A 14,051-nucleotide genomic window follows, 5' to 3' on the forward strand; every position below is an offset into this window, starting at 1 on the left:
ATCTCCAGACGCACGCCCTTGTTGTTGTCGCTCGGGATCGCCTTGGCGTAGCGCGGCAGGCCGATGGTGTTGGTGGTTTCCATGTAATCCGCCGGAGCGAACACCGTGCGGAAGAAGTTGGGAACGCCGAGCGGGAAAACCCTCGCTTCGGTCGCGCCGATGAACGGCGTCACGCCGCCGGAGCCGTCATTGGCCGGCACGTAGCCCTTGTAGTTCTCCCAGGTGATTCCGCCGAAAGTCAGCGTCTGATAGGCGATGCCGTTCCGAAGCTGCTGGCCTTCCTGATACAAATAGGTCTTCTCGATGTCGGCATGCGTGATCAGCGTGTCCCAGAACGTATCGCCGCACAGCGCGTAAATGCCGGAATAGGCGATGCCGCCGAGGCTTTGCGCGACGCTGCGCACGATGCTGGCGCACTGTTTGCGCGGCTTGCCCGCCACCGTCAGATCAAAACTCACATCGGCGGCGGCGCTGATGCCGAATTCGGAATAAAGGTCATAGACCGTGGCGCCGTCCTTATCGAGGATGACGCCCTTCACGGCGCCAACGCGCTGATGTTCTAGCGTGGCGTCGAAATTCGGCGTCACCTCGCCCATGCGCTGGGCCAGATAGGTCTCGACCGTGCGCGGTTGCGCGGGCTGGCCGAACTCGCGCACGTTCTGCACTTCATCGGCGTTGACGAAATCGTCGATCTGGAAATGCGACGCCTTCAGCACGCGCGCCTGGCGGCTGAGCTTCGGACGCGTCTCGCCGGGGCCGCCGCGCCGGGTCGGCGAGATCAGCGAAAGATAGCCGTCCTTGTTCTCGATCTCGATGCCGGTCGTAATGATGCCGGTTTCGGGAAACAGGCCAAGTTCGCCGATGCGGCCGGGAACAAAGGGCTGATTGTTGATGCTGTCGGTGAGCGAGACGAACGAAAAGGCGTCCGACTCGAAGGCATTGATCACAAGATCGTTCATATTCGGGCGTCCTTTTAGCGCGCGATGATCATGGCGTTGGCCAGCGAGGCCAAGCCAGCCGTCTTCTGGGCGGCGGTGTCGGAGGATTTCCAGATGAGCGCGGACCCGCGCACCTCGGCATGGCGCGCGACCGCGACGGCTTTGGCGTCGGCGGAGGTCGCATCCACGCGGTCATAAAGGATCGCGGCGGCGGTCTGCGAGCCGTCCGAGGCGGCGGCGTCGCGCAGGGTGAATTTACCGGAGGCGGTGATCTTGCCGAGCACCGCGCCCGGCTGGAGCACGCCGGCGCCGGAAGCGACCACGATATTGTCGCGCGAAAGGTTGCCCTCGTCGTCGATGGCGAGAAGGAACGAACCGGCGTGCGGATTTTCGGTAAGGATGGTCATGGGCGGAAACTCCTGGGATCAGCGACGGCCGGTCTGAGCAGCGCGGCGGGCGTAAATGTCGGCGGCGACCACGGTCTTGGCCGGCTGCGCGGCGGCGTTGCGCTCTCCGCCCGGGCCAAGCGAAGCCGGCTTGTGCGCAGCCATTGCGGCGGCGAGCGGCGAGGCCGGCGCGGCGTCGCCCTCTTGGGCCGAGGCCGCCAGCGCAGCGCGCGCGTCCTCGGCGCTCATGCCGGTCTTGAACGCAAAATGCCGAGCCAGCGAACCGCGGGTCTTGGCTTCGTCGCTGTCCAGAATAGCCGAAACACGCGCGCGCTCGGCGACGGTCGCCTGCTCCGACGCCTCGCGGCGGGCGGAGGCCAGTGCGGCTTCGTGTTGCGCCATCGTAATAACGGACGCCGAAGCGGTCTGCGCGGATGCGGGCGCTGGCGTCGGATCGGCGGCCGCGCGAACGGCCGCCAGCAAAGTCTCATTGCTCATGCGGGTTTCCTTGTTTGCGCGGGCGTCAGGCCCGGCTCATTTCGCGGACAAAGGCGTCGAACGCGTCGTTGGCGTGTCCGACAGCATCGGCAAGGCCGAGTGCGACGGCGTCCGCGCCGTCGAATTCTGCGCCCTCGGTGGCGAGGGCTTGGTTGGCGTTGAAACGCCCTGATCGATATTGTCCGACGCGCGCGGCGAAATCCTGTCGCACCGATTCCAGCTGCGCCTCGACGCTCTCGCGCTTCTCTTTAGAGAGCGGCTCGACCGCGTTCATGGTCGCCTTGTCTTTTCCGGCGCGCAAAACGGTGACCTTGACGCCTTCCTTTTCCAGCCGGCCGCTCATGTCTGCATGCAGGATGATGGCGCCGATCGACCCTGCGAGGCCGCTTTTGGGAATGACGATGCTGCGCGCAGCCGAAGCGAGCAAATAGGCCGCCGAGAGCGCATGATCGGTGAGGATCGCCAGCGTTGGCTTGCTCCTGGAAAGCGCGGCCAGCATATCGGCCGTCTCGAACACCCCGGCGACTTCGCCGCCAAAGGAATCGGCCTCAATCACGACACCCTTGACAGAGGGGTCACGCGCGGCGCGGACAATCTGAGCCTGCATGCCCTGGTAAGATGTGCGGCCCGACGACGCTCCGACGTAATTGCCCTTATGGACCAGCGTTCCTTCGACGCCGACGATCGCGACATTGCCGATCCGGTCAAAAACAGGGGTCTGGTCGCGATCGTAAATGCGCCCGGTGCGGTCGCCGAGACGCCCCGCCGACGGGCGCCCGTTCTGAAACGCTGAGTGGTCCACGGCGAGAGCGTTGACGACGGTGACGGGCTCGCCCAGGAGCCGTCCGCCGAGGCCTCCGACAATGGCGGCGGCTTTGGCGTCCGAGATCATCAGCGGCGTCTCAAACATGCGCGCGCAGATTTCGGCGTAACTCGCGCTCATGGCTGACCTTTCTTCGACTTGGCCGGCGCCGGTTCGTCCTGCTCAACCGGCATGGCCGCGAGATGCTTCGCCGCTTGCTGCGGAATGGTCGCCGGCAGGCCGAGCGTTTCTCGCATCTTGTTTTCGCGCGCTGTCTGCATCAGCACCTCGACCCAGTCCTTGCCCTGCTCGGCGCACTCGTCCTCAAGCGTCGAGAAGCCGGCCTCGACGCGCGCAATCGCCGCCAGCGCTTCCTTCTGGGGATCGACCCAGCCACGGCCGGGGCCGATCCATTTCGCGGCGCAATAGGCGGTCTTGGCCTGATAGAAGGACGGCGCGCCCTTGGGCAGCTTGACGTCGCCCTTGTCGATGGCCTCTTCCAGCCAGGCCGCGAAGATCGGCTGGGCGAAGCTGGCGGCGAAATTGTCCTTGCGGGCGGTGAAGCCCCGCCAGATTTCGATCAAGGCGGCGCGGGCGGACGAATAATTCACCTGCGACCAGTCCATCGACATCTGCTCATAGGTCACGCCTATGGCCGTAGCGATGTTGCGCAACACCGTCCGCTCGAACGCCTCGAAAACGCTGTTCGGATGGTTCGGGTTGGTCAGCTCGACCTTTTCGCCGGATGCCAGGAAATTGACTTTGACGCCCGGGATCGAGATCGGCGCGGCGTCGTGCCATTCGCGCCGCTGGTTCTGATACGTCGAGAGGCTGCCCTCGTCGCTCATCGATTCTGCGAGCTGCTCGGCGTCGAACGGCGAGGTGATGAAGGCGGCCATCACGGCGTTGAGGATCGCCGCTTGTAGCTCCGCCTCGTCATAGCGCCCGAGCATCCTGATTTTCTTCAGGATCGGCGCCAGCGGGGAAATCCCGCGAAACTGCCCCGCCGCCTGCTTTTCGAAGGCGTGAACCATGAGGGGACGCCCCCAAGGCGTCCGGCGCGGCACGCGTTCCCAGGTCCAGACTTTCAGGTTGGCGAAATAGGCCTCGCCCGGATGCGCGCCGCGCACCCAATAGGCGACGGGTTCGCCGCGCGAATGGCCGGAGGCGTCGAGATCGAGTTCGACGCCGCCGCGCAGCGCGTAATTGTCCGGCGCGTTGTTCTGGTTCGACAGGCGGTCCGGATGGATGACCTGGACAGCCGTCGAATAGGCCCAGTCGCGCTCGATCCAGTCGATCTGGGCCAGCGCCTCGCCGTCCCAAATCCGGTGCCGGAACGCCAGCGCGAGGATCGAGCCCCAATTCATCTGGCCGCCGGCGTCGCAGGTAAAGTCAACGCATTCAGCCCAGAGTTTGAACTTCGCCTCGATCTGGTCGGCCAGTTCCGCCGCAGCGTCCGAGTCGATCCCGAGCGCCCGCGCATTCGGCTTGGACGAAAGCCGCCAGCTCGCGCCGATCACGGCGTCGACGATGCGGGCGACGCCGCCGGAGGCCCAGCCGTCATTGCGCGCAAGATCGTGGATTCGCGCCGACAGAATGTTCCGGTCGGCGGCGATAGCCACCTGCGGCGCCGGATTCCACGCCGACCAGGTCGAAAGGTCCGGATCGGTCAACGACGCGCCATTGAACGCGCGCCCCATGCCCCACCCGAACGCGCCAGCTGCGGACGCCCCGGCGCGCGGACGCGCCGGGTCCGCGCGCGGCAACGGGTCGCCGGTCGGGCCGAGGATCGCGGGAATCGTCATTTCGACGCCGTTATTCCGCCGGCGTGATGTCGAAATAGTATTTCTTGCCAATCACGAGCTGCTCAATAGCGGCGGGATTGTCGATCGAGAATCGAGCATCGCCGTTGGGCGTGGCTTTGCAGAACTTCACGTCATCCGGATTGGCGGCGTCATATTCGCACTGGAAGAGCGCCTGAAAGCCCCCCCAAGTATTCGGAACGATCCCCATCAAGTTCATTTTTGCACGAACAGCCATCGTAGACTCCTGGTTTCGAGGTTGACTAAAAAGCGACCCTTCGGCCGCGCGGGCGACCTTTCACGGTCATGTCGCCGAGTGCGCGCAACTGGCCGCGCAAATCGTTGATGTAGCCGCGCAGCTTGCCGGCGTCGGCCGGCGAAAATTCGGTCCACTTCTCATTGTGCCGCAGGCGCGTCGTGGCGCCGAGGACCGTCACTTCGTGCAGTGACTGCTCAGCTTCAGCGAGACGCTGGCGCAGGGTGTCGGCGTCAATCGCCATCGTTCGACTCCTCCGAGTGTTCAGCGACGGCCGCAGTGAGGATCGCCGCCGTTTCGTTCAGTTTCCGCGCGACGTCGGCGATCTTCGGCGACTCCACCACCGCAAGAACGGCGTCCGACGCCATCGCGGCCAGATGCTCGGCGGCGGCGAGGAACCGCTCGCGATCATGCGCAAAATCGGCGGAGCGCGCTTGGGCCAGAAGAAATTCGGCGAGATCGCCCGGCAGGTGCATTGGCTCACTTCCTGTTCAGACTTGCGGCGAAATCCGCCATCGCCCGGCGCGGCTTTTGCGCAGGCGGCGGCGCCGGTGGCGGAGAGGGCGTATCGTCCTGTTTGGTTTCGCACGGGGGCTCTGGCGCGACCGGCGCGGCGGCGGGCGTCAGCATGTCCTCTATGTCCAACTGGCCCTGGTCCGGCGGCGCGGCGCGCTCGCGCTCGATCTGGTCCCAGCGGCCCGGCGCCATGTCGCGCACGCCAAACTTGATGGCGGCGGCCTCGGCCTGCAGCATGGTGTCGAGGCCTTCGTTGCGCTGGCCGTCCTGGACTTCCCAGACGTACCGAACCTCTCCGCCCTTGCCCTTCTTGAGCACGCGATGCTCGGCGGTCAGCTCCTGGAAGAAGTCGTCGCCCATCTCCTTCGGAAACGCGACGAAGCCATAGGTGAGCGGATCATCCTTCGCGAGGTGACGATAGAGCGCCCATTTCATCACCCACGATGCGAAATGGTAAAACCGCGACGAATAGCGCAGCAGCTTGCCGGTCTTGCGGTTGCGCTCTTTTTTCACGCGGGCGAGCAAGGGCTTGTCGTCGCCGTCCACGCCACGGACCATGATGACCTTGGAGACCGGGTGCCGTTTGGCCCAACCCCAAACCTCCTCGGTCATATAGTTGCCGTCGATCGCCAGCATGTCGACGCCGAATTCACGGCCGGTCTCGCCGCGCCATTTCGACGCCAGCAGCTCATCAAGCCGGGGGTGCGAGCTGGTGGGCGTATCAATCGCCGCGTCCTTGATGTGGCGATAGTCGATCACGGCGCGCCGGCCCTCGCGCCCCCAGGCGACCGCCTGCCAGGCGAGCCACCCGTCCTGCACGTCGACGCCGACCGTGACCACGAAGGCCCAGGCCGGAACCACACCGCGTTTGTGCCCGTTTTCGTCGGCGCGTTTGCGCAGCGCCTCCCAAGGCGGGGCCTCGCCCTTGACCTGATAGGCGCGGCCGGCGACGTCGTTGTAGAAAACCTGTTCCTTCTTCGGATCGCCCTTCGCCGACAACCAGGCGCGGGCGATGCGTTCAAAACTCTGCAACAGCGAATAGGCGGACCAGATGTCGAAGCTGCGGTGATAGCGCGCCGCCTTCGGGTTCTTGGCGATCCAGCGCCCCTTGAGCAGCATCGCGGGACGGTGGTGCTCCTCGATGGCGCAACCGCATTCGGCGCAGACGAAATGCGACCGCTCCGGCTCGTCCTCGTCGAGATTGTCGAGAAAGTTTTCAAGCTCGAGGGTCTGCTCGTGCCCGCAATGCGGACAGGGGAAGTAGAACTGCTCCTGGCTGCCTTGCTCGTAATTCTTTGTGATCCGGCATCCCGGCATGACCAGCGGCGTGCTGATCTTCAGGACCTTGGCGAACTCGCACGCCTGGCTGCGCGAATCGGCCTGCGATTCTGGGTCGCCGGCCGCGTTCATCTCCCATTTCGACAGGTCGTCCTGGACCTGCTTGGGCATTGTGACTTGCGACAGCGACGCCGGCGAATTGGCGCCGGAAATCAGGATCGCGCCGCGTCCATCCGCGCGCTCCTTGAACAGGATATTGTCCGCCCCGTCACGGCTCTTTTCGGGGAAAACATCCGCCAGCGCGGTGGTGCCGCGCAGCATTTGCTTCAGCTTGATCTTCGACCAGCGCCGAGCGTTATCCTCCGTCGGATGGCAATAGAGGAAGTCGCTCGGATCGAGGGCTTGCGAGCCCAGGGTGAAGACGTTCGCGAGGATCGTGCCGCCGCACTGGGCCGATTTCTTGATGGTCACGATCCGGCAAGGATCGGACGGACCGAGCGCGCGATAGATCTCCGTGAAGAATGGAAAATTGCGCGGGTTGAACGGCCCCTTGAAAGTCGGTGACTCGCGCTCGCTGAAAACGATGTTCGCGACCGCCCAGGCCTCATAATCGACCGGAGGCGGCGGCGTCCAGACGTCAGCGACCGCGCCGTAGGCCAGCCGGCGCGGGTTGGCCAGATGGATGGTCATTGCGGGCGCTGCGGCTCGTCATAGGTGTCCAGGTCCTCGACGGTCTCGGCGGCGCCTTCCGCTTCGATCTTGAACTGCTCGGCGAGCCGCTGCCGCGCCTCGCGGAATTTCTCGCGCAGGATATGCAGCGCGTCGCGATTCGGGATCGAGAGTTTGGCGGCCAGTTCGGCGGCGATCTCCGGCAACATGCCCTCGACGGTCGCGAGGATTTTTGACGAGACGCCGGCGACCTCGGCGCGCATATCCGCCGCGCGCACGTAGAAACCACGGTTGGCTCGCCGCTCCTCGAGGAGGCGCTCCGTCTGGAGCTGGACCTGGAACAGCTTCTCCTGCTTGATCTTGGTCTCGACCGTGTCTTCCGGTTCAAAGGTCGACGCCTTGGGCTCAGGCAACGGCAGCACGGGCGCTTCGAGCCTGGTCGAGAGTCCGTTCAGACCGAGACGCTGGTCGATGTTCAGCCGCTCCTTGAGCTGCTCGCGCGCGACCGTGGGATTGATGCGCGCCGAGCGCCCTTCGCCTTCAAGCGCGGCCCCATCGATCTTGCCTTCCGAAATCCACTGCGACACGCGACCGGGCGTCACGTTCATCATGGTCGCGAACTGCGATTTTAGGACGGCCCCCTCGTTTCGCATGAGTTCTTTAGTCCCTAAAGGCGACTTTAGGCTTCGAATTTAGCTGCAACTGCCGATAGATCGCGCGTTTACGATCCGCAGATCGCGTTGGCCCGGGAAGGACCCGCCAACCCCGGCGGCAAGTCGCATCGCGGGATGGCTTTCGCCCCCTGCGGCGAGGATCACCGGGCGCCGACGATCAACGTCATCAGGCGGCCGATCTCAGCAGGCAGGCGCGAAGCGACGGTGCGCTCGAAAGCTGCGCGCGCCGCGCCTCTCACCATCTCTTCGGGAATGAACACGCCCGACTTCACCTTCTGGATTGCGCCGCCCCATTTCCCGCCGGCGACGTTCCGATAAACCTGACCGTTCAGCTTGGGCGACGCCGCGCGCTTGCCGCGCGGTCCCGACAACATGAACGCGCCGGAATAAAACATCTGCTGGTCGCGCGGGTGCGCCGACACCCCGCCGCCGCCTTCATGCGCTCCAAAGTAGTGCAACGAGATGTCGCCGCCGCGCGTCATGAGGGTGTAAGCGAGGCGGCCTTCGCCGGCTGGCTGGTCGTGTATCGCACGCGGAATGGTCGAGCCATGCAGGCCGACCTGATGTTTCAGGGGGTCGATAAGGCCCGCGTGAATTTCCTGACCAATTTTGTTGATCACGCCCGCGACCTGCGTGCGGAACGCACCAGAAGCCGCCGCATCCATGCCGGCGACCATCGTCGAGAACGCCTTGGCGTCGTAGGTGACCAGCAGCCGCATGCGACACCGTCTGCGTTGGATTTTCTAAGCTGGCGCACTCGGACCGGAATGGCTTCCGGTTTGCTTTCGAGGATGTCGGCGCTGTATGGCGCTCTTTTCACCCTCGACGGGACAGTTTCTCACGCTGCCTGGGGCGGCCTTTGGCCGCATACCCGCGATCTGGACGGTTCGTTGGCCTGTCCGCACGCGACTGAACATATCCAGAACTGATTTGCGAAAATTCGTCAAGCCGTCTTTTTCGCCAGCTCGCAAGTTTCCACTTCCAGATCGAACGCTTGGCGCTGGCCCGCCTGCTGAAGCCCCTCTAATTCGAGGAACGCTTTCATGCGCTTCTTGCCCTTGAACGACAGGATGCGCGCAATCATTCCGGCGAAAACGCCGCTCCTGATCTCGACACGATCGCCCAGCTCTAACGCGGGAACCGGACGCGCCTGTGCGATCCCGGTGATTACCTCTCCTGCTGCAAGCAACATGAGCATGGTCCGACGTGAGACCAGCGCCGGCGTCGCAAACTTGTCCCCGTCGCGGAGTACGTCTGCGACGCCGCGCGCGTGCGGCGCGTCTCTCCAGCCATCGCAATCGCTCCAGCCGAAAAAGACATACCCCGGGAACAGCGGGACAAGCGTCTTGATCCTGGTGCGATCCCCGTTGCGCTTAACATGCCACCGATCTTCAACGACCGCAGGCGCAAACGCATCGAACCCGGCGGCCACCAACCCTTCACGCGCCGCAGCGGTACTCGCCGGCTCCGCCAGCTTCTGCTTGCCGAACGGAAACTCACGCCGTTCCCCCGTCGCCTTCACACCCGGTTTCAGCGCCGCAACGCCCCAAAAACGCCGATCCATCGCCCCGCCTCGCTCTTCGGTCATAGGTGTCATAGGTTTGAGAAGAAGAAGAAGAAACATATGACGCGCTTAAGCTGTTGATTGAGCACGTCAAAAATGATGCCGGTCATAAGTGTCATAGGTGTCATAGGTTGTTTTGGGTTGCGGCCAACTTCGTTTGCAATCCAGCTTCACGCACGCGCACACGCGCGAGGGAAAACCTATGACACCTATGACACCTATGACCGGCCATTGATCTAGAAGGAAAAAACCGTGTCATAGGTTGCCGGTGAACCTATGACACCTATGACGCGCCCGGTCATAGCGGCTCATCACGGAAACCCGAATCCGCCGAACATTCCCCCTCTCCCGGCAATTCCGGCCCCCAGTCGATTGGCTGACGCATCGCCTCCTGGAACGTGTCGCGACACGCGGCCAGGTCCGGGAATTCGTAACAGCGCACGCGCTTCTCCACTTCGGTGGGGCGGCCGTCCGCGCCGATCTCCTCGACCCATTGTCGCTTTCGTGACTCCGTCAGGTCGGGCAGCAGCTTTTTCAACGCAATCCCGAATTCGATATCGCTGGCTTTCCGCTTCACGCCGGTCTTTTCGGCGAAGCGCAAATAATCATTGTGCAGCGTGCGAATGGGCACTGTGCCTTCCCATTTCGATTTTCTGTGCGTCTGCGCGCCGTCGATCAGTCGCCCATAGAGCCACATCGGGATCGGATCGAGTGTGCGGATTTTCTGTTCGAGCAACGCCCCCGTTTTGGGGATCACCCGCACATTCGGCGCGCCCTCGCGATCGAGGTCATAGGCGAGCAGATCGGCGAGCAGCGCCTCACGGCCGCCGCTGTCCATCTGCGCATAAAGCTCGCGGAAATAGCCGTGGTTTTCCTTGGCGTAGTCCCCGACGTCGAACACGGCGAACCGCCGCTCATCCATGCCGGCCGGAACCACCCAATCGTTGTTGGAGGAGAACAGCAGGCGCACGTAATTATCGAGGCGGATCGGATCGACGCCCTTGGCTTCGATCATCTGCTTGTCGGCGGTCACCAGCCCCTTGAGCCGGCCTTCCGCCGCCTTGTCGCCCGCCCAAAAGCCTTCGTCCACCTGGAGGAGGAGACAGCTCGCCATATGTGCGTTGAACTGCCCGGTGAGATAGCGAGGGTCATCGACCAGAAAATAATGCGAGGGGAACAGCGAGCCGATCACTTGGCCAAGCACGGTCTTGCCCACGCCCATCTTGCCGCGCAGCACGATGGCCGTGCCGATCCGCTCGCGCGGCCGCTGGATCAGATGCGCCAGCCACGCCCAGGTCCATTCGAACAGGTCCTTGTCGCCGCAGCAGACGTTGGTGAAAACGTGGTCGCGAAAAACCGTGTATTTCTTCGCCCTTTCTTCCGGCACGTCCGACGACGGCTCGACGCCGAACCCCCGCCAAATATTAAAATAACGCGGCGTACCCTGAGCATTGCGCGGATCGGGAAAGAATTCGATGCCGTCATACGTGCGACGATCAGGCGAAGCCAGCCACAAAGGGGCCAGGTTCACATATGTGACCTTCTGCACCCATTCACCCGTTTCCTTGTCGAGAACGCGCGAGACCTTCCGTACTTTCTTATTTTGAAAATACGTCTTGAACGCATCGGGCGACATATAGCGGACGCGATCCTCAACAGGGCCGTCCGGCTGTTCCCGCATGACCACCGCACGCGACCCCAACAACACCAGCGCGTGCGTGCGATTGAGCTGAGCAATCGCGCCGCCCCGCCCATCGGAATCGTCGCCGTCGACATCATCCGGGCCGTCAGGCGGAGGCGGATCGTCAGACCCGCGCCCATGCCCGCCATCACCCTCCACGAGAGCGGGACCGTCCGCGATTTTTTCAGCGGCCTTGCCGGGGAAAGCCAGCACGGTCGCGCTTTCAATGGTTTTTGCGATTTCTTCCGCGCCGCTCATGTCATTGCTCTGCCAAACGCCGGATGACGGCAAGAGACCTGCGGGCGAAGCGCAAATGAACCTCGCGGTTCTCGACGGCCAGCGGATCATCCCATCCCGGAAGCGGGTCGAGCGACTCACGGATATGCTTCGGCAAGCTGGCGCGAAATTCCTCGTTGAGTTGCACGCTCTCCGCCCAGGTCTCCCGCGCAATCTGTTCTAAAATCTGGTCATCGTTCACGCCGCCACCTCCGCCAGTCCCAGCATGTCGTTGAAATCCATATCCGCGCGCGCCATGGCGAGCCGCACAGTGAGTTGCCGATAGGCCCGCGCGAACCGCGCCCCGCCGCGACGCATGGCGAGATCGGTGCTGAAAGGATCGCTGTCGCCATCGCCGAGCAGGACCAGTTCGCGCACGCTCGGCGGAATCGCGATCAGCGGCAGATCGTCATCGACATCCGCCGGCGTCGCGCCGGGGACCTTCTTTGGGCCGCCGTCACGGCCGTCCTTACGCACGATCCGCAAAGTCGGGTGCGCCACCCGCCCGGCCGATTTGCCGCCAATGTTCAGGAGGTTGCAGGCCGAGTGAAACTCCGCCCCCTCCAGCAGGGGGGAACCCATGCGGTGAAGCGCCGTGTAAACCGCCAAAACAGTTTCGATCCCCTCGCCGAGAAACCACCGCTCCGGCGCCGCACAGGTCACCAGCGGCACGGTCGCGCCCTTCCAGGAGCCTCGCGTCTTCTTGGCGTCATAGATCTCGCCAGTCTTGGGATGCGGCAGGATCAGCTTGCCCTTCGGCGTCGACAAATCGAGCCAGGTCTGATGCACGCCGGCGAAGCGCCCGTCCGGCCCGACCATTGCGCCAGCCATGGCCGGCCCCCAATGGACGCGGCGCTTCAAATCATTGTCCCAGTAGGGGTGTTCGACCAGATAGCGCAGCTTCGCGTGCGGCGGCGCATAGAGCCCGCGCTTTTCAAGATAGGCCTGCACCGGCGAACCAGCCCAATTATAGCCGCGGCGCCAAATGTCGTGACAGGCCGCGCGTTCCTTCTCGCGATAGTCCACCTGGTCGCGGTACTCGCGTTCCTGCTGCAGGCGAATCTGTTCGGAGCGCCGCTTCCACTCGGCTTCGCGCTGGCGCCGATCTTCCGCCGTCTCGGGGCGCAGATCGTCCGGGCGCGCCTCGCCGGTCACCGTCTCGACGGCGGCGTAAAAGTCCGAGCCGTCGAGATATTGCGCCAGCGCGATGGCATCGCCGCCCACACCGCCCTTGCGGCAAAAGAACAGGTTTTTCCGCGCGTTGACCGAGAACCGATCAACGCCGCCGCACACCGGGCACGGCGCGCCCGAGCTGGCCATCCGGCGCGAGTAAATCCCTCGCCGCTGCAGCTCGTCGATCACCCGCACAGCGCGCGCGCGCGCCACCCATGCTTCGACCTGCGGCGAAAAGCTCATGGCAGGAAACCCAAAGCGTCAGCGACCACGCAACCGACGAGCGCGGCGACAGGCAAGGCGTACGGCCAGCACTCGGCCGTCCACCCGAGCACCCGCGCCCACCTCGACGCCGGGAGCGCGGGCTTCGGCGCAGGAGAGGTGCGAAGATCGAGCGCGACCTGGCGCAAAATTCCCGGTCCCTCGACAGGCAGCGCATCCAGCAAAGCAGAGGCATGCGCGGCGAAATTCGTCTCAATGAGATCCGCCCTGTTTTCGCCCGTGACGCCGGAGAGATTTCGCCGGTGAGCGGCAAGCGACGCTTCGTAAAACGCGAGCAGCTCCGCCGAATAGATCTGTATGGTCCGCATCACACCCCGCCTTTCCGTTTCGCCTTGGGGTTGCGCAGGCTTCGAAGGACAGCAGCCAGATCAACAGGCGACCACCGGAGGAATTCCCGGTCGCGATCGGCCAGGAAGCGCCGCGCATCATCGAGCGCCGTACCGTATGCTTGGTGGTCGCGAGGCCATCCGCGCACGCCAATCGAGAACGGCCAATTCACAGACTGCTCTGATTTTCCGACGTTCTGTGTCTTCATGATCGTCGTCATCACGCCACCCGCGCCAGCGCACGCGGACTCCGCCGCGTCACACGCATGAGATCGCGACCGCCGGTCGCGTCGCGCGTCCAGGCCAGCCACTCATCCTCGGAGATGCGGTAAAACCGCAGCACGTCGGCAAGCGCCGCATGTCCGGCCTTCACGGCGCCGACCAGCGCCATCTTCCGCGCCGGCGTGAACCGCCCGATCGGCGCGAACAGCTTCATCACGCCGTGAGAGCAGCGCCCCTCAACCGGGTTGCCTCGCAGATCGATCCACATGGCTGCTCTCCTTCGCGCAGGCCGCACGCCAGCAGGGGCGGCAATAAAAGGTCCCGGAAACGCCGAACGGCGGAAACTTCGCGCCGCACTTGCAGCGCCGGCGGTCATAATCGGCGAACCAATCGCGCATCGCCGTCGCGCGCGCCTCGGCTTCGGCCTTGGGGTCAGGCTTGGGGTTAGAGCGTCGCGCCATCGACCGACGCCTCCGCCAGAAAGCCCGCCAGCGCATCGAGCGCGGCGCCGGCGATCCCCTGGGCGCTCCCATGCGCGTCGCGGGTCATGCCCTCGCGAATCCGCTCAAAATCGCAGCCCGATTGCAGGCAGTAGGAAATCAGCACGCCGATATCGCGGATCAGATGATCCATGAACTGATCGCGGTGCGCCGCGTTGAGGAATATCTCGCCCACGCGGCCGTCAGGCATGAAGCCGACGCTCGCCAC

Annotated in this window: 18 protein-coding genes and 1 pseudogene; all 19 read right to left on the reverse strand. The window is 64.1% G+C overall.

Annotated elements, in window-relative coordinates:
- A partial coding sequence (locus CFB24_RS21205; RefSeq protein WP_088522611.1) for a major capsid protein occupies positions 1–959 on the reverse strand: 959 nt, incomplete at its 3' end.
- Between the two features lie 14 nt (positions 960–973).
- The gene (locus CFB24_RS21210) at positions 974–1,345 is read right to left on the reverse strand and encodes a head decoration protein (RefSeq protein ID WP_088522612.1); all 372 of its coding nucleotides are present in this window, start codon (positions 1,343–1,345) and stop codon (positions 974–976) included.
- 18 nt (positions 1,346–1,363) lie between these two features.
- Positions 1,364–1,822: a hypothetical protein gene (locus tag CFB24_RS21215; protein ID WP_104469682.1), complete on the reverse strand. Its 459-nt coding sequence runs from the start codon at positions 1,820–1,822 to the stop codon at positions 1,364–1,366.
- 25 nt (positions 1,823–1,847) lie between these two features.
- Positions 1,848–2,765: a S49 family peptidase gene (locus CFB24_RS21220; protein ID WP_088522614.1), complete on the reverse strand. Its 918-nt coding sequence runs from the start codon at positions 2,763–2,765 to the stop codon at positions 1,848–1,850.
- Positions 2,762–4,429 carry a phage portal protein gene (locus CFB24_RS21225; protein WP_088522615.1) on the reverse strand — a complete coding sequence of 556 codons (1,668 nt, stop codon included), beginning with the start codon at positions 4,427–4,429 and terminating at the stop codon, positions 2,762–2,764. The genes CFB24_RS21220 and CFB24_RS21225 overlap by 4 nt, the downstream gene beginning before the upstream one ends.
- A 10-nt stretch (positions 4,430–4,439) precedes the next feature.
- The gene (locus CFB24_RS21230; protein WP_088522616.1) at positions 4,440–4,664 is read right to left on the reverse strand and encodes a hypothetical protein; all 225 of its coding nucleotides are present in this window, start codon (positions 4,662–4,664) and stop codon (positions 4,440–4,442) included.
- Positions 4,665–4,689: 25 nt separating this feature from the next.
- Positions 4,690–4,926, reverse strand: a complete 237-nt coding sequence (locus tag CFB24_RS21235; RefSeq protein ID WP_088522617.1) for a gpW family head-tail joining protein — start codon at positions 4,924–4,926, stop codon at positions 4,690–4,692.
- Entirely contained in the window at positions 4,916–5,158 is a 243-nt protein-coding gene (locus tag CFB24_RS21240; RefSeq protein WP_088522618.1) for a hypothetical protein, read from the reverse strand. The genes CFB24_RS21235 and CFB24_RS21240 overlap by 11 nt, the downstream gene beginning before the upstream one ends.
- A gap of 4 nt (positions 5,159–5,162) precedes the next feature.
- Positions 5,163–7,166, reverse strand: coding sequence for a phage terminase large subunit family protein (locus CFB24_RS21245; protein WP_088522619.1), 2,004 nt, complete (start codon positions 7,164–7,166; stop codon positions 5,163–5,165).
- Positions 7,163–7,798 (reverse strand): hypothetical protein, encoded by a 636-nt coding sequence (locus CFB24_RS21250; RefSeq protein WP_088522620.1) that lies wholly within the window; start codon positions 7,796–7,798, stop codon positions 7,163–7,165. Before CFB24_RS21250 ends, CFB24_RS21245 begins: the two co-directional genes overlap by 4 nt.
- A 161-nt stretch (positions 7,799–7,959) precedes the next feature.
- Positions 7,960–8,538: a hypothetical protein gene (locus tag CFB24_RS21255; RefSeq protein ID WP_088522621.1), complete on the reverse strand. Its 579-nt coding sequence runs from the start codon at positions 8,536–8,538 to the stop codon at positions 7,960–7,962.
- Between the two features lie 224 nt (positions 8,539–8,762).
- On the reverse strand, positions 8,763–9,443 hold the full coding sequence (nusG, locus tag CFB24_RS21260; RefSeq protein ID WP_111390774.1) for a transcription termination/antitermination protein NusG: 681 nt from the start codon (positions 9,441–9,443) through the stop codon (positions 8,763–8,765).
- A gap of 238 nt (positions 9,444–9,681) precedes the next feature.
- A complete protein-coding gene (locus CFB24_RS21265) occupies positions 9,682–11,412 on the reverse strand; it encodes a DUF5906 domain-containing protein (protein ID WP_141098557.1) in 1,731 nt (576 codons plus the stop codon).
- The gene (locus tag CFB24_RS23285) at positions 11,324–11,542 is read right to left on the reverse strand and encodes a hypothetical protein (RefSeq protein WP_088522624.1); all 219 of its coding nucleotides are present in this window, start codon (positions 11,540–11,542) and stop codon (positions 11,324–11,326) included. The genes CFB24_RS21265 and CFB24_RS23285 overlap by 89 nt, the downstream gene beginning before the upstream one ends.
- Complete coding sequence (locus tag CFB24_RS21275) at positions 11,539–12,756, reverse strand: DUF7146 domain-containing protein (protein WP_088522625.1); 1,218 nt, start codon at positions 12,754–12,756, stop codon at positions 11,539–11,541. Before CFB24_RS21275 ends, CFB24_RS23285 begins: the two co-directional genes overlap by 4 nt.
- A complete protein-coding gene (locus CFB24_RS21280; protein ID WP_104469683.1) occupies positions 12,753–13,103 on the reverse strand; it encodes a hypothetical protein in 351 nt (116 codons plus the stop codon). Before CFB24_RS21280 ends, CFB24_RS21275 begins: the two co-directional genes overlap by 4 nt.
- Positions 13,103–13,342 carry a hypothetical protein gene (locus CFB24_RS22845; protein ID WP_141098558.1) on the reverse strand — a complete coding sequence of 80 codons (240 nt, stop codon included), beginning with the start codon at positions 13,340–13,342 and terminating at the stop codon, positions 13,103–13,105. The genes CFB24_RS21280 and CFB24_RS22845 overlap by 1 nt, the downstream gene beginning before the upstream one ends.
- Positions 13,342–13,611 (reverse strand): DUF1153 domain-containing protein, encoded by a 270-nt coding sequence (locus CFB24_RS22850; RefSeq protein WP_158255285.1) that lies wholly within the window; start codon positions 13,609–13,611, stop codon positions 13,342–13,344. The genes CFB24_RS22845 and CFB24_RS22850 overlap by 1 nt, the downstream gene beginning before the upstream one ends.
- Positions 13,612–13,787: 176 nt before the next feature.
- Positions 13,788–14,051, reverse strand: a pseudogene (locus tag CFB24_RS21290) (hypothetical protein); the annotation flags it as partial.

It is taken from the genome of Rhodoblastus acidophilus (assembly GCF_900187365.1).
Taxonomy (GTDB): domain Bacteria; phylum Pseudomonadota; class Alphaproteobacteria; order Rhizobiales; family Beijerinckiaceae; genus Rhodoblastus; species Rhodoblastus acidophilus.